Source organism: Edaphobacter sp. (assembly GCF_035532915.1).
Taxonomy (GTDB): domain Bacteria; phylum Acidobacteriota; class Terriglobia; order Terriglobales; family Acidobacteriaceae; genus Edaphobacter.
The window spans coordinates 1-20,559 of sequence record NZ_DATKQC010000160.1 but is presented as its reverse complement, the minus strand read 5'-3'; the positions used below and the strand labels follow the sequence as shown (position 1 = coordinate 20,559).

14 protein-coding genes and 1 tRNA gene are annotated in these 20,559 nt (G+C 58.0%); 7 read left to right on the top strand and 8 right to left on the bottom strand.

Translation table 11 applies throughout. The annotated features are described in order from the left end of the window. Positions 1–85: 85 nt before the first annotated feature. Complete coding sequence (gene argJ / locus VMU57_RS07750) at positions 86–1,324, bottom strand: bifunctional glutamate N-acetyltransferase/amino-acid acetyltransferase ArgJ (protein ID WP_325382134.1); 1,239 nt, start codon at positions 1,322–1,324, stop codon at positions 86–88. Between the two features lie 99 nt (positions 1,325–1,423). Here argJ and VMU57_RS07745 point away from each other — a divergent pair, with 99 nt between their 5' ends. Then, positions 1,424–2,119: an L-ribulose-5-phosphate 4-epimerase gene (locus tag VMU57_RS07745; protein WP_325382132.1), complete on the top strand. Its 696-nt coding sequence runs from the start codon at positions 1,424–1,426 to the stop codon at positions 2,117–2,119. 70 nt (positions 2,120–2,189) lie between these two features. Here VMU57_RS07745 and VMU57_RS07740 read toward each other — a convergent pair whose 3' ends face one another. Then, entirely contained in the window at positions 2,190–3,263 is a 1,074-nt protein-coding gene (locus tag VMU57_RS07740; RefSeq protein WP_325382130.1) for a Gfo/Idh/MocA family oxidoreductase, read from the bottom strand. Between the two features lie 159 nt (positions 3,264–3,422). Here VMU57_RS07740 and VMU57_RS07735 point away from each other — a divergent pair, with 159 nt between their 5' ends. Then, complete coding sequence (locus VMU57_RS07735) at positions 3,423–5,156, top strand: tetratricopeptide repeat protein (RefSeq protein ID WP_325382128.1); 1,734 nt, start codon at positions 3,423–3,425, stop codon at positions 5,154–5,156. On the opposite strand, the gene xylB is transcribed toward VMU57_RS07735, so the two are convergent. Next, positions 5,157–6,626, bottom strand: coding sequence for a xylulokinase (gene xylB, locus VMU57_RS07730; RefSeq protein ID WP_325382126.1), 1,470 nt, complete (start codon positions 6,624–6,626; stop codon positions 5,157–5,159). It abuts the gene before it with no gap. 261 nt (positions 6,627–6,887) lie between these two features. Here xylB and VMU57_RS07725 point away from each other — a divergent pair, with 261 nt between their 5' ends. The 3 genes from VMU57_RS07725 to VMU57_RS07715 all read left to right on the top strand — a co-directional run bounded on the left by VMU57_RS07725 (position 6,888) and on the right by VMU57_RS07715 (position 10,871). Next, complete coding sequence (locus tag VMU57_RS07725) at positions 6,888–8,399, top strand: TolC family protein (protein ID WP_325382124.1); 1,512 nt, start codon at positions 6,888–6,890, stop codon at positions 8,397–8,399. Between the two features lies 1 nt (position 8,400). Next, positions 8,401–9,705 carry an HlyD family secretion protein gene (locus VMU57_RS07720; protein WP_325382122.1) on the top strand — a complete coding sequence of 435 codons (1,305 nt, stop codon included), beginning with the start codon at positions 8,401–8,403 and terminating at the stop codon, positions 9,703–9,705. A gap of 146 nt (positions 9,706–9,851) precedes the next feature. Beyond that, positions 9,852–10,871: a VTT domain-containing protein gene (locus VMU57_RS07715; RefSeq protein ID WP_325382120.1), complete on the top strand. Its 1,020-nt coding sequence runs from the start codon at positions 9,852–9,854 to the stop codon at positions 10,869–10,871. Here VMU57_RS07715 and VMU57_RS07710 read toward each other — a convergent pair. After that, on the bottom strand, positions 10,845–11,564 hold the full coding sequence (locus tag VMU57_RS07710) for an energy transducer TonB (protein ID WP_325382118.1): 720 nt from the start codon (positions 11,562–11,564) through the stop codon (positions 10,845–10,847). The two genes, VMU57_RS07715 and VMU57_RS07710, sit on opposite strands and share 27 nt — an antisense overlap. 170 nt (positions 11,565–11,734) lie before the next feature. Between VMU57_RS07710 and VMU57_RS07705 the strand changes: the two genes are divergently transcribed. Both VMU57_RS07705 and VMU57_RS07700 read left to right on the top strand, forming a co-directional pair. After that, positions 11,735–13,324 carry a UbiD family decarboxylase gene (locus VMU57_RS07705; protein ID WP_325382116.1) on the top strand — a complete coding sequence of 530 codons (1,590 nt, stop codon included), beginning with the start codon at positions 11,735–11,737 and terminating at the stop codon, positions 13,322–13,324. Between the two features lie 203 nt (positions 13,325–13,527). Next, on the top strand, positions 13,528–14,088 hold the full coding sequence (locus tag VMU57_RS07700; RefSeq protein ID WP_325382114.1) for a hypothetical protein: 561 nt from the start codon (positions 13,528–13,530) through the stop codon (positions 14,086–14,088). Positions 14,089–14,252: 164 nt separating this feature from the next. Here the strand turns inward: VMU57_RS07700 and VMU57_RS07695 are convergent, their stop codons facing one another. The 4 genes from VMU57_RS07695 to VMU57_RS07680 form a co-directional block, all read right to left on the bottom strand. Continuing rightward, a complete protein-coding gene (locus tag VMU57_RS07695) occupies positions 14,253–17,342 on the bottom strand; it encodes a CusA/CzcA family heavy metal efflux RND transporter (RefSeq protein WP_325382112.1) in 3,090 nt (1,029 codons plus the stop codon). Positions 17,343–17,356: 14 nt separating this feature from the next. After that, complete coding sequence (locus tag VMU57_RS07690) at positions 17,357–18,541, bottom strand: efflux RND transporter periplasmic adaptor subunit (protein ID WP_325382110.1); 1,185 nt, start codon at positions 18,539–18,541, stop codon at positions 17,357–17,359. After that, complete coding sequence (locus VMU57_RS07685; RefSeq protein ID WP_325382108.1) at positions 18,538–19,845, bottom strand: TolC family protein; 1,308 nt, start codon at positions 19,843–19,845, stop codon at positions 18,538–18,540. Before VMU57_RS07685 ends, VMU57_RS07690 begins: the two co-directional genes overlap by 4 nt. Positions 19,846–20,418: 573 nt before the next feature. Continuing rightward, a tRNA-Lys gene (locus tag VMU57_RS07680) sits at positions 20,419–20,494 on the bottom strand. Positions 20,495–20,559: the final 65 nt, after the last annotated feature.

Here is a 20,559-nt window from a genome sequence, read left to right as displayed (position 1 = left end):
GTCACTAGCGTCCCGTTTTTCAAGGGAAAACGGTCGATAAGAAGCTGATAATCGACCGCCGGGGAGATGGTTTCAGAAACAAGTTCTATGTGGAGTAGTCGGCATTAATCCGCACATATTCCGCAGTGAGGTCGCAGGTAATAAATCTGCACTCGGCATTGCCTTGTCCAAGGTCCAGCGTGATGGTGTATTCGCGCTCCTGCATGGTCGCATGTGCCGCAGCTTCATCGAAGAGCGGTGCGCGCATTCCCATCTCGAAGACCGGTTGCGTGCCGATCCTGATGTTGACCTTCTCCGGATCGAAGGTCACTCCGCTATATCCGGCGGCTGCAAGCAGGCGGCCCCAGTTCGGGTCTGCGCTCGACCAGGCCGTCTTGCAGAGAGGGGAGTGAGCGATTGCCTTGGCAACCTGCTTCGCTTCCGCCGGTGTGCGAGCTCCTGTAACGTGCAGCGTCACCACATGGGTTACTCCCTCGCCGTCGTCGACGATCTGATGAGCCAGCGAACCGCATACCAGATTGAGCGCGTTGGCGAAGGGCTCGACCGTCCGTTCGTTGAGCTTGGTCCCGCTGGCTCCGCTGGCCAGCAACAACACGGTGTCGTTGGTCGAGGTATCGCCGTCGATAGAGATGCAGTTGAAGCTTTGCTCCACAGCCGGAGCCAAAAGCTTGTTGAGTTCCTCGGTCTCGGCTGCCAGATCGGTGAACAGGTAGACCAGCATCGTGGCGTGTGGAGGACCGACCGGTGCTCCGAGTTGCGGATGAATCATGCCGGCACCCTTTGCGGCGCCAAAGATATTGACTCTGGTGCCGTCGATGTCGATGACTGCACGAGCAGTTTTCATGCGCGTGTCGGTCGTCATAATGGCCTGGGCAAAAAGCTCTGCGTGATCTGAAGTGCTGCCCAACACGGTCTGTATGGCAGGCAGCGCCGCGATTACTTTTTCTGCGGGGAAGGGGACGCCGATGATACCGGTCGAAGAGGGAAAGACTTCATCGTAGATGCAGTGAAATGTCTCCGCTGCGGCAACGCAAGTCTGCACGCAGGCTTCGATTCCGGCCTGCCCGGTGGCGCAGTTGGCGTTGCCGGCATTGACCAATACGGCTACTACCCTGCCTCCGGTGGACTGGAGATGGCGGCGACCGACGGTCACGGGTGCGGCAACGACCTGATTTTTCGTATACATCACCGCAGCCTTTGCGGTTTTGGGGGCGATGGCGACGGCTACATCCAGCTTTCCGCTGGCCTTGATGCCAGCTTTGACCGCACCCCATTGAAAGCCAAGGGGAAGGGAGGTGACGCTCGTATCTTGTTCAGTGCTCATGACCTTACTTTATCAAGGGAAAGCATCTTTATAGGACGTTTCAGATATTCTGAAACCATTGCACGGTTTTGTGCGGAATTGCATAGAAAGAGGCTGTTGATGCTGCTTGAAGAATTACGAAAGTCTGTGCTCGAGGCCAATCTGGAGCTGGTTCGACGGGGGCTTGTGCTCTACACGTTCGGCAACGCCAGCGGTGTGGACCGCAAGCAGGGATTAGTGGTGATTAAGCCCTCCGGCGTCGATTATGACGAACTCAGGCCGGAACACATGGTAGTGACTGATCTGAATGGGAAGATCGTCGAGGGCACATTGCGGCCGTCCTCCGATCTGGATACGCATACGCTGCTCTACCGGGAGTTCGCCGAGATTGGGGCCGTCGTACACACTCACTCGGAGTATGCGACCAGCTTCGCGCAGGCGGGGATGGCGATTCCGGCGCTGGGAACGACCCATGCCGACTACTTCTATGGACCGGTTCCGGTGACGGAAGAGCTTACGGACGAGGCTATCGGCGGACGCTATGTGCATGAGACCGGATTGGCCATCGTCAACCGCTTCAAAGGGATCGATCCGTTGGCCGTGCCTGCTTGCCTGGTGGCGGGGCATGCCCCTTTTGTGTGGGGCAGGACTCCGCATGACGCGGCGCACAATGCGGTAGTGCTGGAGGCAGTCGCGCGGATGGCTTACCGGACACTGACTTTGCAGGCCAATTGCAAAGGTGTTTCGCAGGCTTTGCTGGATCGGCATTACTTCAGGAAGCACGGTGCTTCGGCCACTTACGGACAGTCCGGCTGATTCCTGAAGGAAATCAGACAATAAAAGGCCTCCTCTTCAAGTGTTTGAAGAGGAGGCCTTTTGCTTTTTTTTAGAAATTTACAGGAAGGGTGCGGGCTTTCGCGGAGCTTTCGCGGGCCATCTCGAGCAGCTTGATGACCCGGTAGGCATCTTCGGGCTGGACCGCAAGCGGGGCTGTGCCGTTGATGGCGTCGCGCACGTTGGCGTAGTAGTTGCGATAGTCTCCGGTTTCGGTCTTGACGGGAGTGCGGGTCAGCGTGGTGGGGTCGGCTGGGTTGGGCGCTACAGTCAGGACTCCCCACTCGGACTCCGGTTCATTGAGCCATGCCTTTGCGTCGCCCATGGGCGGAACCTTGGCTCCTCCAAGGAGGGCCGGCTCCTGTGGATCGAGACCGTATTTTTTGAAGCTGCCGTGGGTGCCGTGGAGCAGGAAGCGCGGAGCGGCGTCGCAGGCAAGCATGCTGGCTCGGCAGTGGGCGAGCAGCCGAGGATAGTGCAGGGTGATGTCGAAGGCGTCTTCTATTTCGGTGGAGTCGCGGTCTTTGCGGACGCTGGCGGTGATGGCCTGGGGTGCGCCGAAGAGCGCCAATGTTTGATCGACGAGGTGAGGGCCGAGGTCGAAGAGCATACCGTTGGCTGCACTTCCAGCTTCTTTCCAGGTGGCCTCGCGTGGCAGCGGGCGGAAGCGGTCGAAGTGGGACTCGAAGGTGACGAGCCTGCCCACGGACTTCTGGTCGACCAGCTTGCGGACGGTGAGGAAGTCGCCGTCCCAACGGCGGTTATGGTACGGGGCAAGGACGAGGTTGCGGGCCTTGGCGAGGTCGATCAACTCGCGGGCCTCGGCGGTGGTGGTAGCGAAGGGCTTGTCGATCACGACGTGCTTACCGGCTTCGAGGGCCTGTTTGGCCAGCGCGAAGTGGGTTTCGTTGGGCGTGCCGACGACGATGAGCTGGATGGCCGGGTCGGCGAGCGCTTCTTCGACGGAACGGAGGATGCGGGTTTCGGGATAGGCCTTGGCCGCTTCGTCGCCGCGGCGCTGCACGATGGCCTCGAGCCTGAGGCCGGGGACGGCGTGGACGAAAGGGGCGTGGAAGACGCGTCCGGCGAGGCCGAAACCGATGACTGCAACTCCTATGTCTGACATTGCTGCTCTCCTTGGTTGGTTGTGCACCAGTGTTTCATAGTGGATGCGGCTGGCCAAACGTGGGACACATTTGGGCGATTGATAAGATGGCTATGTGGCTTATTGGCATAGAACAAATGTTTGGGGCGCTGGCATCTCAGGCTCATGGCGGCTTACTTTTTGAGATCTTCATCCAGAACAAATCGACCGGTCCAGCCAGATCGCGTATCGCGGTGGAGTGCTCTCGCCGGTTGGTGCTTTGCGCATCAGGGGATCGTCTTCGCTTTTGCCTGCGCGATCTGGGTGCTGGTGCTTTATGGGAATGCGCTGAATGCTCCGTTTCTCTATGACGATATCGACCAGATCGTTCGTAATCCGGCGCTGGCCTCTTTGCGGCTTACGTTCCATCGTTTTCTGCTGGCGCCGGTCTCCTTTAATAGCCAGCTTCGTGGACCGGGGGGTGCGACCTATCGTCCGCTTTATTGGGTAAGCCTCGCTCTCGACCGTCGGCTGTGGGGACTGGATGCGAGCGGCTTCCACTTCACCAACCTTCTGCTGCACTGGATCAATGGGGTGCTGGGGTTTCTGCTGCTGCGAAGGTTGCGGGTTGCAACCTGGACGTCTGTGGTGGCGGCGCTGCTATGGCTGGGGCTTCCGATCAATACTGAGGCGGTGACATGGGTCAGCGCGAGGGGCTATCTGCTCTGCACCTTCTTTGTGCTGCTGGCGCTGCTTGCGGCGGACGTCTATCTGCGCCGGGGAAGATCGTGGCTGCTGCTGGCGGCCTATTTTGTGGCTTCGTTTGCGGCGTTGTTGAGCCACGAAGAAGGCGTTCTGGTGCTTCCGCTGACGTTGCTAGTGGCGTATGCAACGGATCGTCTGTCGCCCAGACTGGCAGGATGGCTGGCGGCGGCTTCGGTTCTTGCCGGGGTGATCTATGGAGTTCTGCGCGAGGCCGTGAAGACCGGTTCGACCGGCCATGCGGGAGCCGCGTTGTGGGCCGTGGGGCTGGCCTTCTGGAGATATCTGCAGTGGATGGTTCTGCCCGTCCACATGAGCGTGGAGCGCTCGACGTCGATGCCGCCCAATGCTGCCTCGCTGGGAACGATCGCCGGATGGATGGGATTGGTTGTGATGCTGGTCGCGATTGTGCTGCTGCGCAAGCGAGTTCCACTGGTTGCTGCCGGGCTGGCATTGACGGTCATTGCGTTGCTGCCGTTTTGCGGATTTGTGTTTATCTATCAGGGCATGGCCGAGCGGTTTGAGTATATGGCGGCAGCGGGGTTAGCTTTGGCGGTGGCATCACTGGTGCTGGAGTATGCCGGGGCCGCGAAGTGGTTTGCGGTGGGGTGCCTCGTCGTGTGGATGATGTGGGGAGCGTGGCGGGTTCGAACGCGCGTGCTGGATTGGACCGATCCGGTGGCTCTCTTTGAGAGTTCGCTGGTGGCTACTCCGAGAAGTGAATTGCTGCTCTACGACCTTGGCGATCAATATAGAGAGAGAGGCGATCTGCCGGCGGCGGTGAAGAAGTTTAAGCAGGCCCTGGCGCTCAATTCGCAGGATGAGGGAACGGTGCTCAACCTGGCGGTGGCGCTGCAGCAGCTAGGCGACAGGCAGGAAGCAGAGGCAGGCTTTCGCAGGGCAATCGCTCTGAAGCCGGAACAGAGCGATGCTTACAACGATCTCGGCGTTTTGCTGACCAGCGCGGGGCGGATCGACGAAGCGATCCAGTGCTTTCAGGCGGCCATCAAGAACAATCCTGCGGACCCGACGCCTTACTTCGATCTGGCGGTTCTGTTTCAGCAGCGCGGCCAGGACGAGGTCGCGCTGCCGTTTTACAGGAAGGTGCTGGAGCTGAAGCCCGGCGACCCGGATACGATGCATAACGTCAGCAAGCTGCATCTGGGTCGCTAGTTAGCCGGCGATGGACCGCAAGGCAGGGTAGATTTTGCGGTATTGGCGGTAAGCCTCGTCCATCGCGGCAGCGTTCTGCGGAGCGATGGTTTGGGAGATCCGAATGGTGGCGGCGCAGGCGGCCTCGACGCTGGGCCAGGCGTTGACCCCGGTTCCGGCAAGGAGAGCGGCTCCAAAGGCTCCGCCTTCTTCGGCTTCGAGGAGTTCTACTGGCTGTCCGTAGACGTCGGCCTGAATCTGCCGCCAGAGCGGGCCACGAGCTCCCCCGCCGCCGAGGCGGATATTGTCGACGGGGATGTGCAGTTCGTGGAAGAGGGTGAAGGTGTCACGCAGGCTCATAGCTACGCCTTCGAGAACCGCGCGGACGAAGTGTGCCTGGGTATGGCTCGCGGTGATACCGACGAAGGCGGCGCGGGCGTTGGGGTCGAGATGCGGCGTGCGCTCGCCGAAGAGGTAGGGAGCCCAGAGCAGGCCGTCGCTGGCGGCGGGGACTTCGGCGGCGAGAGCGCTGAGGGTGTCGTAGCTGCTGGAGGCGGCGAAGGTATCGCGGAAGTAGCGCAGGCTGAGACCGGCGCCGTTGGTGACTCCCATGACGTGCCAGCGGTTGGGAGCGGCGTGGCAGAAGGTGTGGAGCCGACCGAGACGGTCCTTGGTGGGAGCGTCTGTGGCGGCGAAGACGACTCCGCTGGTGCCGATGGTGGCGGAGACGGAGCCGGGAGCAAGAATACCCATGCCGACGGCTCCGGCACCCTGATCGCCTGCTCCGGCGGCTACGGGCGTTCCTGCGGCGAGGCCAGTGGCCCCGGCTCCGGCGTCGGAGATGCGGGCGCAGATTTCGGGGCCTTCGTAGAGGCGGGGGAGCCACTGCATCGGGATTCCGGCGGCTTCGGCTACTTCGGTAGACCAGCGCCGGTGGGCTACGTCGAGCAGAAGCGTGCCGCTGGCCTCCTGCATGTCCATGGCGAACTCGCCGGTGAGGCGGTAGCGGACATAATCTTTGGGACAGAGAACGTGGGCGATGCGGGCGAAGATCTCGGGCTGGTGGTCACGGACCCAAAGGAGTTTGGTGAGGGTGAAGTTTGGCAGGGCGGGGTTGGCGGTGAGCTCGATCAGGCGTTCGAAGCCGATCTTTTCCGTCAGCCAGTCGCATTGCGGCTGAGTGCGCTGGTCGCACCAGATGAGGGCAGGGCGGAGGACTTTGCCGTCGGCGTCGAGCATGACGCAGCCGTGCATCTGGCCGGTGAGTCCGATGGCCTCAATCTCGGTGCCTGCAAGCTCACTCTCGGCCATGGCTCCGGCGATGGCTTCACGGGCGGCCCGCCACCAGTCATGGGGGTCCTGCTCGGCCCAGCCGATGTGTTCGGAGTGAACCGGCGCGTGTTCGGCGCTGCTTGAGGCGATGACTTTGCCGCTGCGGTCGATGAGAATTGCCCTGGTGCCGCCGGTTCCGACGTCTACTCCGAGAAACATGGTGGTTTCCTTTTTTCGCTTAGTAAATGCTTTTAGTAGCAGTGTAACTGGAGGGCCCGACAAGAACGAGGGAGGAGAAGAATTCTGCTCGAATTTTCGCATACGATACTTTTTTGAACATTCCGGATGACTTAGCGCATCTGAATATACGAAGAAAGACACAATCAAGTCGATGATGCTGGATGCCGGTATTTCCGTGTCATCAAATCCGTAAGATTAGTGGGAGAAATGCAGGTAACATTCAAAGGTATGAGCCAAAGCATGAGAGCGCGTTACTCCCGGAACGTGGTGGCAACGCTGGGGATTGGGCTGCTATGCGTTTCGGGCGCGGTATTGCCCGCCTGGGCCCAGCAGGATGCGAGCCAGAGTCCGGCCAGCGGGCCGAGCACGGGGCCGACCAGCTCGCCGATCGCGGGAGCGCAGCAGCAGCTTTATAACGCATCGGGGGCCAATGGGGCGCAGGCTACGCCGGATTCGTTTCAGGGCAGCGTGGTGGAAGGGAAGTCGACCGGAGCGGTGATGGACCTCTCGCTGGACGAGGCGGTTCAGCGCGGGCTTCGCAATAACCTTGGGATCATTTTGCAGACTTCGGCGCAGAAAAATGCCGGCGGCCAGCGGCTGGAGGAGTTGCAGTCGTTGCTGCCTACGGTGACTGCTTCGGGCAGCGTTGAGGTGCAGCAGATCAACCTTGCGGCTGAAGGTCTGAAGTTTCCCGGGCTGAACCCGATCATCGGGCCATTTCAGGTGGTGGACTTCAGGGCTTACCTGACGCAGAACCTGGTAAACGTCTCTGCGTTGCAGAACTATATCGCAGCGAAACATAATTTTGAGGGTGCAAAGCTGACGGCGGAGGACGCCCGCAATCTGGTGGTGCTGACCGTGGGCAACGCTTACCTTTTGTGCATCGCGGACGCGGCACGCATTGAGGCCGTCAATGCAGAGATGGCTACGTCGAAGGTCTCGCTCGATCAGGCGACGGATGCGCACGATGCCGGAACCAGCCCCAAGCTCGATGTGCTGCGAGCGCAGGTGGATTATCAGAACGAAGAGCAGCGGTTGATCTCGTCGAAGAATGATCTGGCGAAAGACAAGCTTGCATTGGCCCGTACGATCGGCCTGCCACTGGACCAGGAGTTTCGGCTGACCGATCAGGTTCCCTATGCGGCGCTGGACCATGCGAATCCCGATACGGCTTTCGCGCAGGCGCTTGCGGCCCGTAAAGACCTTGCGGCGTCGGCTGAGCAGGTGAAGGCGGCGCGTGCGGAGAAGACCTCGGCGTGGGCCAGTCAGCTTCCCGTGGCGAGCTTCTCGGGCGACTTTGGCGATCTGGGAACAACGCCCGGACACTCGCATGGCACGTATTCGGCGACCGGCAAGGTGAGTTCAACAGTGCTGCAGATTGCCAAGACCCGCGGCCAGGAGCAGGTTGCGGATGCTCAATACGAGCAGGCGAAGGCCAGGCTGGCCGATCAGGTGCAGCAGGTCAATGCCCAGGTTCGCGACAGCCTGCTGGATATTCAGGCTGCCGAAAAGCTAGTGGAAGCGACGCATTCTAATGTCGAGCTTGCCGACGAGGCGCTGAGCGATGCCCAGCAACGGTTTCATGCAGGCGTCTCGGACAACCTCGCGGTTTCGCAGGCGCAGTCGCAGACGGAACTGGCGAACGATCAGTACATCAGCGCGCTCTACCAGCACAATGTCGCCAAGCTTTCGCTGGCCCGGGCGCTGGGCGTAGCGCAGACGAATTACAAAGATTATCTCGGAGGAAAGTAGCTTGTCAGACCAAGTGGATCAAAATCACGACGGACAGACCGCGGAGATCAGTGGAACGGTTCACATCAAATCGCACGATGATGCGGGCAAGGGTAGCCGGGGTGGCGACGATGAGACCCCGCAGCAGCCTGAGAAGTCGTCGCGCCGGAAATTCATCATCATCGCAGTGCTGATCTTTCTCGTGGTGGGAGCAGCGCTGTTCTACTGGCACTCCACCTTTAGCGAGGATACGGACGACGCGCAGGTCGATGGCAACCTCTATCAGGTAAGCTCGCGCGTGACCGGGCAGGTCATCAAGGTCTACGTAGACGACAACCAGACGGTACAGCAAGGGCAGTTGCTCGCAGAGATCGACCCCAAGGACTACCAGGTAGCGCTGGAGCAGGCGGAGGCGAACCTTGCCAGCGCTCAGGCGGCGGCCATCCAGGCGAATGTCAACGTTCCTATTATCAGCACGAATGTGAGCACGAACCTGAGCACCACTAGCTCTGACGTGCAAGGTGCGCAGGCTGCGGTTGCGCAGGCTCAGAAGTCGGAGCAGGCCGCAGCCGCCCGCGTCGACCAGGCAAAGGCTAACGCACTCAAGGCCAAGCTGGATGTAGATCGGTATACGCCGCTGGTTCAGAAGGACGTCATCTCGAAGCAGCAGTTCGACGCTGCAGTGGCGCAGGCTGCCGGTACGTCGGCCGCTGTCATCGAGGCCCAGTCGCAGGTGATCGGGCAGCAGGAAGCGGTGCGAGAGGCGCAGCAGAAGCTGGCACAGGCGCGCTTCTCGGCAAATGAGTCGGTCAAGAACGGTCCGCAGCAGGTGAAGGTGCAGGAGGCGAAGGCCAATGCGGCTCTTGCCGAGGTGCAGCAGGCACAGGCGAAGGTGGACCAGGCCCGGCTTAACCTGAGCTATACCCACATTACGGCTCCCGCGACGGGAATTGTGAACAAGAAAAACGTGCAGGTAGGCGCCAATCTTTCGATTGGGCAGGACCTGCTGACGATTATTCCGCTGACTGATCTGTGGGTTACGGCGAACTTCAAGGAGACGCAAATTCAACACATGCACCCCGGACAGGACGTCACGATTGAGGTGGATGCTCTGGGAGGTCGCAAGTTCCACGGCAAGGTCACCCAGATCGGCGGCGCCACGGGGTCACGCCTGTCGCTGTTCCCGCCGGAGAACGCTACCGGTAACTATGTGAAGGTGGTGCAACGGATCCCGGTGCGCATCGACTTCACCAATTTGCAGAAAGAGAATGGAGACTACAAGCTTCGACCTGGTTTCTCCGTCACTCCTTATGTCGCGGTGAAATAGAGAAAACTGGCTGCTGTCCCTCGTGAAGGGCAGTCTTCAACAATCTGTATTGCGGCCCTGCCCATAAACCGGCGGGGCTGTGTATCTTTAACGGCAAGGCACTCGCATCCAAACTCCGACTTGAGTCATCTACCAAACATACCCTTATGCCGATAGCGATTGTATTTTTCGTCCACTATGCCTACCTGATCCTGTTCTTCTGGGTTCTGGCGGAGCAGCTCGGCATACCGATTCCCAGCATTCCGGTGCTGCTGACGGCGGGAACCCTCAGCGCTACCCATAAGGTCCATCACTCGTATGCGCTGGGAGTTGTTCTGGTGGCCTGCATTCTGGCCGATACGCTGTGGTTTGCGCTGGGTCGGCGTTATGGGAAGAGTGTTCTACAGCTTCTTTGCCGATTGTCATTTGAGGCCTCGACCTGCGTCAGCAAGACTGAGGGGTATTTCTCCAAGCGGGGCCCGGTTACGCTGCTGATTTCGAAGTTCGTTCCCGGGCTGAGCACGGTCGCTGCGCCGATTGCAGGACAGACCGGCATGCCGTATGGCCGCTTCCTGATCTGGGACCTCGCCGGATCGGTCCTTTGGGCGGAGACCTTTCTGCTCGCCGGGCGTTTCTTCGGCGACCTGGCAAAACGCAGTGCGCGGTTCTTTCAGCTTCTGGGGCACTTTGCGTTCATCATCTTCGTCGCCATGGTGTTTGGTTTCTTTGCCTATCGGCTCTTCAAGCAGCGCAGGTTTTTGCAGCAGGTTCGCAGCATGAGACTTGAGCCCGCCGAGCTGAAGACCATGATGGACAAGGCGGAGGCGCAGGGAAATATTCCACCGTTCATCGTCGATCTGCGCCACCCGCTGGACTACCTGCCCGATCCGCGGGTGTTGCCGGGGGCGCTGCGCATTGGGCCGAATGAGATCCGGCAGCACAGCGAGATTATTCCTCGCGACCGCGATGTGATTCTCTACTGCACCTGCCCGAGTGAAGAGACCAGTGCCAAGCTGGCGATGCAGCTTCACAAGATGGGCATCTACCGGGTGCGTCCGCTGCGTGGCGGCTTCGACGGATGGAAAGAGGCAGGGTATCCGCTGGTGGACTACATCGAAGACACCCCGCACGTTCAACCAGTGCTGACGCAGATTACTACTTCAACTCCCCAGGCGGAAGTTCACTGAGATTGTGGTTTGTACTTCGGTGGGGCTTCCGTTGAGCTGGTACGGCTGGTAGCGCGCTGCGCGAATGGCGTCGAGGGCTGCCCGTTGCAACATGGCCGGACCGCTGACTACATGCAGGCTCTCAATCGCTCCGGTGCGGGAGATCGTGGCTTCGACGACCACCTTTCCTTCGACGCGTGCAGCTCTGGCAATTTCGGGATAGATGGGCCGAATTGGAGCTATGAGCATGCCTGTAGAGACGCCGGAAGAGATGCGCACCGGCCCTTTTGCCACACGTGCTGGAATGACGACGACGCGGGGTTCGTGGATGGAGTCTCCAAGCGCTACGTTGATGGGTGAACCATCAGTCATGCCACTGCCGGATGAAATGGCAGTGATGAGAGGAGCATCATCGCCTGGCAGCGGAATGAATCTTGGCAACATGGGCATAGGGTGTGTTGTTGCGGGAGTCATCACGTTGGACGAGTAGGATGCTGCCTGTGCATGTTGGATGGTAATGGGAGTACGGGGCGGCAGTGGCAAGAGAATGCGCGGTGTCTCAGCCACGAAGGTCAGCCTCTCCGGATGCAACAAAGGTATCGCGATGATGAGCGCGGCCAGTGCAAATTGAAAGCCCATGGATGCCAGAGCTGTCCAGCGCTCGGGCGAAGAGGTATGGCGAACCTGCGATACGACCAAACTGTCCTCGAACATAAAAGCACCTCTCCAAACAGCGGATCAGGTGCGCATCTGCGAGGAATGCGTACTTGGTATGTTAGACACCTGCGCACGGGAAATGTTCCCGGCGCGCTGACTTCAGACTTCCTGCGCAGAACCCGTTACCATAGAGTTTCGACCGTGGTCTGCTGCGGCAGGAGAGGGAATTGGCATACAACGATCTTCGCGACTGGATAAAGCAACTCGAAAAGGCTGGAGAACTGAAGCGCATCACCGCTGAGGTCGATCCGATTCTTGAGATGGCCGAGATTGCGGACCGTGCCGCCAAGCTGGGACGAGGTACGGCGAAGGCCGGAGGGCCGGCACTGCTGTTTGAAAACGTCAAGGGCTATCCGAAGGCTCGTGTGCTGATGAACCAGTTCGGCAGCGAGCGTCGGATGAAGCTGGCGCTTGAGACCGATTCACTCGACGACATTGCGGGCCGTATTCGCGAGCTGCTGCATCCGGTCTCGCCGACGAGCCTATTTGACAAACTCAAGATGCTGCCGAAATTGGCTGAAATCGGTGGATTCTTCCCGAAGCTTATCTCTGCCCGGGATGCTCCCTGCAAAGAAGTGATTCATCGTGGCGATGACGTCAATCTTTTCGATTTGCCCATTTTGAAGACATGGCCGCAGGATGGCGGTCGCTTCATTACGCTTCCGTGCGTGATTACGCGCGATCCGAAGTCGGGCAAGCGCAACGTGGGTATGTACCGGATGCAGGTCTACGATGGCAAGACTACAGGGATGCATTGGCAACGGCAGAAAGTTGCCGCCGAGCATATGCGAGATCGCTTGCGTGCCACGACCCCTAATCTCGCGAGCGGTGTCGACCTGATGGCGCTGACGGCTGGTGGCACGGCTACGGCTGCTTCTCTCGAGACGCTGAACGCAACGACGCTGACGAAGATTCGCAACGATCGCATGGAGGTCGCCGTGGCGATTGGCACCGACCCAGCCACTACTTTTTCTGCGATCGTTCCAGCGCCGCCAGAGGTCGAAGAGTATCTGATCGCTGGATTTTTACGACAGAAGCCAGTGGAACTAGTGAAGGCGGAGACAGTAGACCTCGAGGTCCCGGCACACGCGGAGTACATTCTCGAAGGCTATGTGCAACTGGGCGAGCTACGTACCGAAGGGCCGTTTGGCGACCACACAGGCTTCTACACGATGCAAGATGACTATCCGGTCTTTCATGTCACTGCGATCACGCATCGCAAGCAGCCGATCTACGCTGCCACGATTGTGGGAAAGCCTCCCATGGAGGATGCGTGGATGGGCAAGGCGGTGGAACGGATCTTCTTGCCGCTGATGCAGATGACCATGCCTGAGATCGTGGATGTGAACCTTCCTGCGGAAGGAGTCTTCCACAACTTAATGATTGTCTCGATAAGGAAATCTTATGCGGGTCATGCGCGCAAGGTAATGAACGGCATCTGGGCGATGGGGCAGGCAATGTTTACAAAGTGCATCATCGTCGTCGATGAGGATTGCGATGTGCAGGACGTGGCGGAGGTAGTTCTTCGCACGACCAACAATATCGATCCCGAGAGGGATATTCAGTTCACGCTTGGACCGGTGGACTCTCTCGATCATGCAAGCCGCCTTCCAAATTATGGAAGCAAGATGGGGATTGACGCTACGCGCAAGTGGGCTGCGGAGGGGTTTACGCGGGAATGGCCCGGAATGCTTGCGATGGAGCCAGAGGTAAAGATGCGCGTCGATGTACTGTGGAAAAAACTGGGAATTGAATAGTCATCCTCTTGGCTATCTCTCGTTAACTTTTGTTTTAATTGAACTTGCAACTTTTTTATGGCTTGCGCACCGAAGCCTCCAAAGGCGTGTTCCCTTCATAATTGCTAGCGCCGCTAATTGTTGCTGGGCAACGTGTTAACCAAACTTTGCTTCTAAGTTTCTTAGCGGGTTCTCCCGGAATCTCACTGTTTGGAGGCATCATCTTGAAACGACATCACATCATTGGCCTATTTCTTTTTATGTTCGGCTTGTCCTTAACGTCCCATGCCCAAGCCGTTCCCATGGCCACGCGTCTGGGGTCGGTACAGGTCGGTGCGGGCTTCAGTTTCGCCATACCTGATTATGGTGGGACTTACATCAAAGGCTATACGGTCTACGGCGATGCAGATTTATGGCGTCGTGTTGGCATTGAAGCCGATGTGCATCAGATCAACGTTCTTACTCCGACCGATATTGGCGAAAATACCTACCTCGTTGGTCCGAGATTTACTCTTTTGCACCGGGATCGTGTTCGCGCCTATGGGAAGGTACTCGGTGGAATAGGGCGTTTTGAATACCAGTCCGGCACTTATCCCCATCCGCACACCGATACTTTTGGCGTCTTTTCTGTTGGAGGCGGCATTGAATATCGTGCCTCTCAGCACATCAACATTCGCGCCATCGATATTGAAGCGCAGAAGTGGCCTGGCTATGGAACGCCCGGATTTGCAGCGCATGGACTGACCCCCTTCGTCACAACCTTTGGCGTTGCGTATGCCTTCTAGGCTCTTCCTGAAATAGATAACATTCCTCCTGATGACGGAGGGAAAATAAAAAATGCTCCTCAACATGGAGGAGCATTTTTTATTTTCAGAGCGCGCTTTGAATTTAATAATGGGGATCGGTACTTCGTCCTTATTATGAGTCACGTCGGAGCAAGAGGCGCAGGTCACACCTGCAGCACGTCTCCATCGCGAGCGACCATCTCGTACAACACTGGGTTAACGAAGAAGCCCAGGAAGAGCCGAGAGACGAGTCCTGCGACGATCACGATTGCAAAGGGCTTCTGGGTGTCGGAACCGATGCCGGTGGAAAGCGCCGCAGGCAAGAGCCCCAGACACGCAACCAGAGCGGTCATCATAATGGGTCGCAGCCGCAGTAGCGATGCCTCGCGCGTCGCTGTGCGGATGTCCTTATTCTCCAGACGCAATTTGTTGATATAGGAGACGAGGATCACAGCCGTTTCTACAGAGACTCCCATCAACGCGAGCAAGCCTAGAGCCGATGACACGCTAAATGGAGTGTGCGTCAGCTTGAGGGCAATAAGAGCGCCCACGGGTTCGGTCAGCAACACACCGAGAGCGATGGTCAACGGAAATTTGAAGTTGCCGTAAAGCGCGAAAAGAATCATGAAGATAATAAGCAAGGCAAGCGGGCCGATGAATTCCATCTGATGCTTAGCCTGCAGGAATTCTCCGTACTCTCCGCCCCATGCGAGCCGGTATCCAGGGGGCAGTGATTTTGTAATGTCGGCGATCGATTTTTGGCCGGCCCGGACGGCACTTTCGAGATCGCGTCCGTCGATGCTGTACTGGACGCCGATATACCGCGCGTTATCTTCACGATAGATGAACGATGCACCGCCCGCCTCGTGAATATTCGACAGTTCGCTCAAAGGAATCTGCTGGCCGGAAGGTGTCCCGACGAGTAGATTGCCGATCTGGTGCGCATCTTCACGGAACTCAGGCTTCATGCGGACAACGAGGTCGAACAGTTTTTCGCCCTGAATGACCTGGGTGGCGGCTTGTCCGCCGACGGCCGCCTGGACGATCACCTCGACATCAGCCACGTTAATGCCGTAGCGAGCAATCTTATCGCGATCGACGTCGATCAACAGGCTGGGCTGTCCCAATTCGCGAACGACTGTCAGCTCCGAGAAGCCAGGCACCTTGGCGAGTCGTCGCTTAATCTCGAGCGCCTTACTCTGGAGCGTGTTAAGGTCGGGGCCGTAGATCTTTACAGCCAGAGCGCTTTTAAGACCGGTAAGCGCTTCGTCGACTGCGTCCTCGGCAGGCTGTGTGTAGTTGAAGATGACGCCGGGGAATGCCTGGAGCTGTTTTTGAATGTCCTCGGTCAAGTCCGCCTTATTGTGAATTCGGCCGGTCTTCCATGAGGCGTCATTGTAAGGCTTGAGGCCAACATAGAACTCGTCGTTGAAGAAGCCGGTTGGGTCGGTGCCATCGTCGGGGCGGCCGAGCTCGGAGCCAACATCGGTCACCATGGGATACTTCAGCAGGATGTTGCGAACCTGCGGCGAGAACTTGCTTGCGGTCTCGAATGAGACGGTGTAAGGCATTGTTGCGCGCACCCATAGCGCGCCCTCGTCGAGATGCGGCATGAACTCTCCGCCGATGAAGGGAATGAGCAGCAGTGTGGCAGCGAAGATCAGCGTGGCCCCAGTCATGGTGGCCTTCGGGTGGTCGAGACACCAATCGAGCTGGACCGCGTAGATTTTGCGCATCCACTCAAATGGTTTGTTCTCGCGCTCCCGGACACCCTTCTTGAACCAGTACGAACACATCACGGGAACAAAGGTGAGAGTCAGAATCAATGCGCCGACGAGCGCAATCGAAACGGTGTCGGCCATGGGCTTGAACAATTTTCCCGACGGGCCAGTAAGCGCGTAGATCGGAAGATAGCCCGCGATGATCACTGCGACGGAATAAAAGATAGGACGGTCTACATCCTTCGCAGCCGTCAGAATTACCTCATGCAGGTTATAGCTCTGCCCTTCGCGCACACCCAATTCGCGGAAGATGTTTTCGACCATCACCAATGTTCCGTCGATGAGTATCCCGAAATCGATCGCACCGATAGAGAGCAAATTTGCCGCGATGCCTTGTGCATGCAGGAAGATGAAAGAAAAGAGCAGCGCCAGCGGAATCGTGAGAGCTACGATCACGGCGGCTCGAATGCTGACCAGAAAGGCCATCAGGACGAGCAGAACGAGACTCATTCCCAGCAGCATGTTGTGCTCGACGGTGTCGATGGTCAGTTGAACAAGATCGCTGCGGTCGTAATAAGCGTGGACCTTTACATCGGGCGGAAGGATCCCTTCGTTGAGTTGCTGTGTCTTCGCTTCGACGCCCTTCAACACATTTTGCGTCTGTTCGCCTCGCCGCATCATGATGACGCCTTCAACGGCATCGTCTGTTTTGTTGAACCCGAACTCGCCCAGCCGTGGGGCATTTCCTATGACCACTTCGCCGATGTCACGAATACGTATGGGCACGCCATTTTGCGTTCCTACGATGACATTGCCGATATCCGACGTATCGTGAATGAGGCCGAGACCGCGGACATAATAGATTTGGCCACCCTGCGAATAGAAGCCGCCACCGGCATTGGAGTTATTGGCGGAGAGCTGCTGAATCACCGTCGGCACTGTGAGGTGGTAAGCGTAGAGCTTTGCCGGGTCGAGAAGAACCTGGTACTGCATCACCGTGCCGCCGAAGCCGGAATCGTCCGCGACCCCGGGAACCTGTTTATATTGCCGGTCGATCACCCAATCTTCAAAGGTCTTCAATTCCTGCGGGGTGCGATCGGGACTCTCCAGCACATACCGATAGACGAGTCCGGAGGGACTTGCCAGCGGGGCGAGTGTCGGCGTTACGCCGGTAGGAAACGTCACCTCGCTGAGACGCTCGAAGACCTGCTGTCTCGCAAAATAATTGTCGGTACCCTCATCAAAGGTCAGAATGACATCCGAGAGCCCGTACAGCGAGATCGAGCGCATCACGGACATCTTCGGTACGCCGTTCATCTCCACTTCAGTAGGGACGGTAACGAGACGTTCGATCTCCTCGGCGGCATGGCCCGGCCACTGCGTGATGACTTCCACCATCGGAGGAGCCAGATCGGGATAGGCATCGATCGGCATGTGGTGAAAGGAGATCACTCCGCCGATGACGATAAAGAGCACAAACAACAGGATCAACAACCGCTGCCGCAATGCGAATTGGACGACATGATTAATCATTTAAAGCCGCCTCCTCAGTGCTGCAGCGAATTAGCGAACTGAAGAAAGAGGCTGCCATCGCCGACAACTCTTTCTCCAACGGAGATGCCCTTCAGTATTTGTGTCTGACCATTCTGGCTTTCCCCTAGTTCCACATCGCGCCGCCCAAACTGATTGGGGCCACTGGCGACGTAGACGAAGGGCTGGTTGTCATCGTCGCGCAGAACAGACGAGTTGGGTACCGCAATCGCATTCGGGAGCGAACCCGCAGTCACCGTGACATTGCAATACATATCCTTCTTTAACTTCTCTCCGGGATTGTCCACAACAATGCGCGCTTGTAGCGTTCTTGTGCCGGGATCGAGTGCTGGCGAGACATAGGAGATGCGTCCGTGGAAGCTGCTGGGATAGGCGTCCGTCTGTACGACGACGTCGTCGCCACTGCGGATGGAGGCCAGGTCCGCTTGGTAGACATTAGCGAGTACCCACACCGTACTCAGGTCGGAAATGGTAAAGGCCTGCGTTTGGCCAGCTTGCACTACCTGTCCCGGCGAGACGAGGCGTTCGACGACTTCACCGCTAATCGAAGCGAGCACTGGAATCAGCGCTGATGAAGGTGCCTTCGCCAGATCGGCAGGGTTTTTAATTCCCAGTATCTTCATCCCCTGTTCGGCTGCGTTCATGTCTGCCTGGGCTTGATTGCGGTCCGATTCAGCCTGTTCCAGATCGCGTTCCGCGATGGCGTGATGTTGATATAAGTCCTGCGCGCGGGCATAACTCTTGTTTGCCAGGCGGTAAGAATCGGCTGCCTTCAAATAAGCATCCAGCAATTGGGAATAATCGGGGCTGCTTACATCGAGCATCGCTTGCCCTGCTCTGACATGCTGTCCGGGCACCACAAGAATCCGGCTGACGGGACCGCCAACCTGGCTGATGACTGGCGTAGTTTTGAAAGCGTTGTATGCAACGGTTCCGGTAAGCCGCAGAGTGCGTGTCAAGGTAGTCGGCGCGATCGTGACCACCTGCACATGCGACATCTGATCCTGCGGAATGGTGAAGAGCTGTGGCGTCGCAGACTTCGAGGCCTTCGCTGAAAAAGAAGTCATCTGGCTTGCATGTTCGCGGTCGCCCGAACTACAGGCCGTGAGCATCAATGCGAAGGCCAGCGCGGTCGCACCCGGAATCCTGTAACTGCGGCGTTTGATTGGTGCGGTCGTCATGGTAGGCTCCTGGTTCCAACCGCCTCGCGAAGCTGTTCGAGCGCAAGCAGATAAGATGCGAGTGCCTGGCGGTAGCCGAGTTGCGTGGTGCGGTAGCTGCGTTCCGCGTCGAGAAAGTCGAGCAGACTTGCCGCGCCGCGTTTGTAGGCATATTCACTGATGTCGCGGGACTGCTGCGCCTCGTCGAGGTATCCCGAACGATAGAGGCCAACGATCTCGTCATTGGTCCGCAGACTCTCGAATGCGTCTCTTACATCCGTCAGTACCTGCCCGTTGGCGAATTTTTCCTGTTCCTCTGCTTGCGAGATGGCGAAACCGGTGCGTGCGATCTCACCCTGGTTGCGATCGAAGATCGGCAGTTGTATTTGTCCAAAGAGAGAGATGTCGTTGCTGTAACCCAGATGGGTATAGCTGGCCTGTCCCGTGACGTCTCGTTTCCCAATCGCCTTTTGCAGATCGTGCTGACTATTCGCGGCGACGACTCCCAGCCGCGCTGCCTGCAAGTCCGGCCTGCTCTGCAATGCCGTCGCCTGAAAATCTTCGAGGTTGCCTTTGACTGGCTGGTAGTCAAAGGGCCCGGCAACCTCAAAGTCGGGAACGATCGATTCGTACCCCAGCAATTGCCTTAGATCCGAAAGACCTTGTACTCGGGCGAGCTTGGCCGTCGATAGGTCGGTCTGAAACTGGAGCATCTGAAGCTGTATCTTCAGGAGATCGTCCTGGCTGATGTCGCCGGCTTTGTAACGCGCTTCGCCAATATCTACGGTGTTCTGAAAACTCTTCAGGTCCTGTGTAGCGAGAGCAAGCGTCGATTCGGCAAGTTCAACGTTGATGAACTGAGAGGCGACGCTGAAGGTAAGACTGCGCGCATTGTCAGCCACCTGCGCCCGGGTCAAGGCCGTCTGATCTTTGGCAGCTTTCAGCCGGTGCTGCCGCTTCTTGCCTCTCTCGAACAGATAGCTGACGCCGAGATCGAACTGCGCTGTGTTGTCCAGGTAATCCGATGTGAACTGATCTGGCTGGAAGAGCGGCAGAAACTGGGCATCGCCCATCAATACCGGGTTGGGGCGCAGGTTGGCGGTAGTCTCCGCCGCTTGATTCTGCTCGATCTCAGTGCGCGCGGCCAGCAGGGTGTGATTATGTTGAAGCGCCATCTGAATCGCGTCGTCGAGGGTAATGATTACCGTCCCCGGTTTTTGAGCAAGCGTATGCGCTTGCGGAGCAGGCGGGCTTTGCGCGCCTGCCGCACCGGACAGAATGGAGGGAACTAGAAGTATTGCGGAACACAGACGATGTAGATGCATGGACGGCCAGCCTTCTTCAGCAAGGCGATACACTGATTGGCGTGCTGGAGCAGCACGGAAGACATGCGGAGGCTATGCAGGGGGAGCGCGTGCAGGAATATTTCGGGGGGAAGAATGGACTGTGGAGTGAATATTCAGAGGTTCCAGCCCGATGCCTGTTGGCGGTAGAGCGGATACCTGGACGGCTGGAGCTGAAGGCTCCACTACCATATGGCTGAGGTGGCATATCGGGCAGTTGTCGGGTGTCGTGTTGACGTGATGGTGCCAGACCATACCGAGCGTTGTGCACATCAATAGCGCGAGGAGCGCTATTGGAACCACCATTCGCCAGATTCTCTTTTGCTCGGACATGATTGAGATACTTTAAAGCCCCGTACATCTGTGGGGTAAGTGTAGTCCAGAAGTATCCTCTCTGGATATCGACGGCTGCATTCGCATGGGTCCATTGTGTGGATTCAATGACGCGCACGACGGGCTGCCAGCGTCACAGCCCCGAGGTAGAGCGTTGAGAAGCTGCCGCAGGTGCAGCCGTACGACGTTTGTACTTCGATCTTTCGTCAGTGGGGAAATAAATGGTGGACGCGGCAGGGATCGAACCTGCGACCAGTCGATTAAGAGTCGAATGCTCTACCAGCTGAGCTACGCGTCCATATTGACCTCAAGTGCATGAGGGGAAAGTGATTGAAGGGCACACCCTGAAACCAGTCAGCCGCA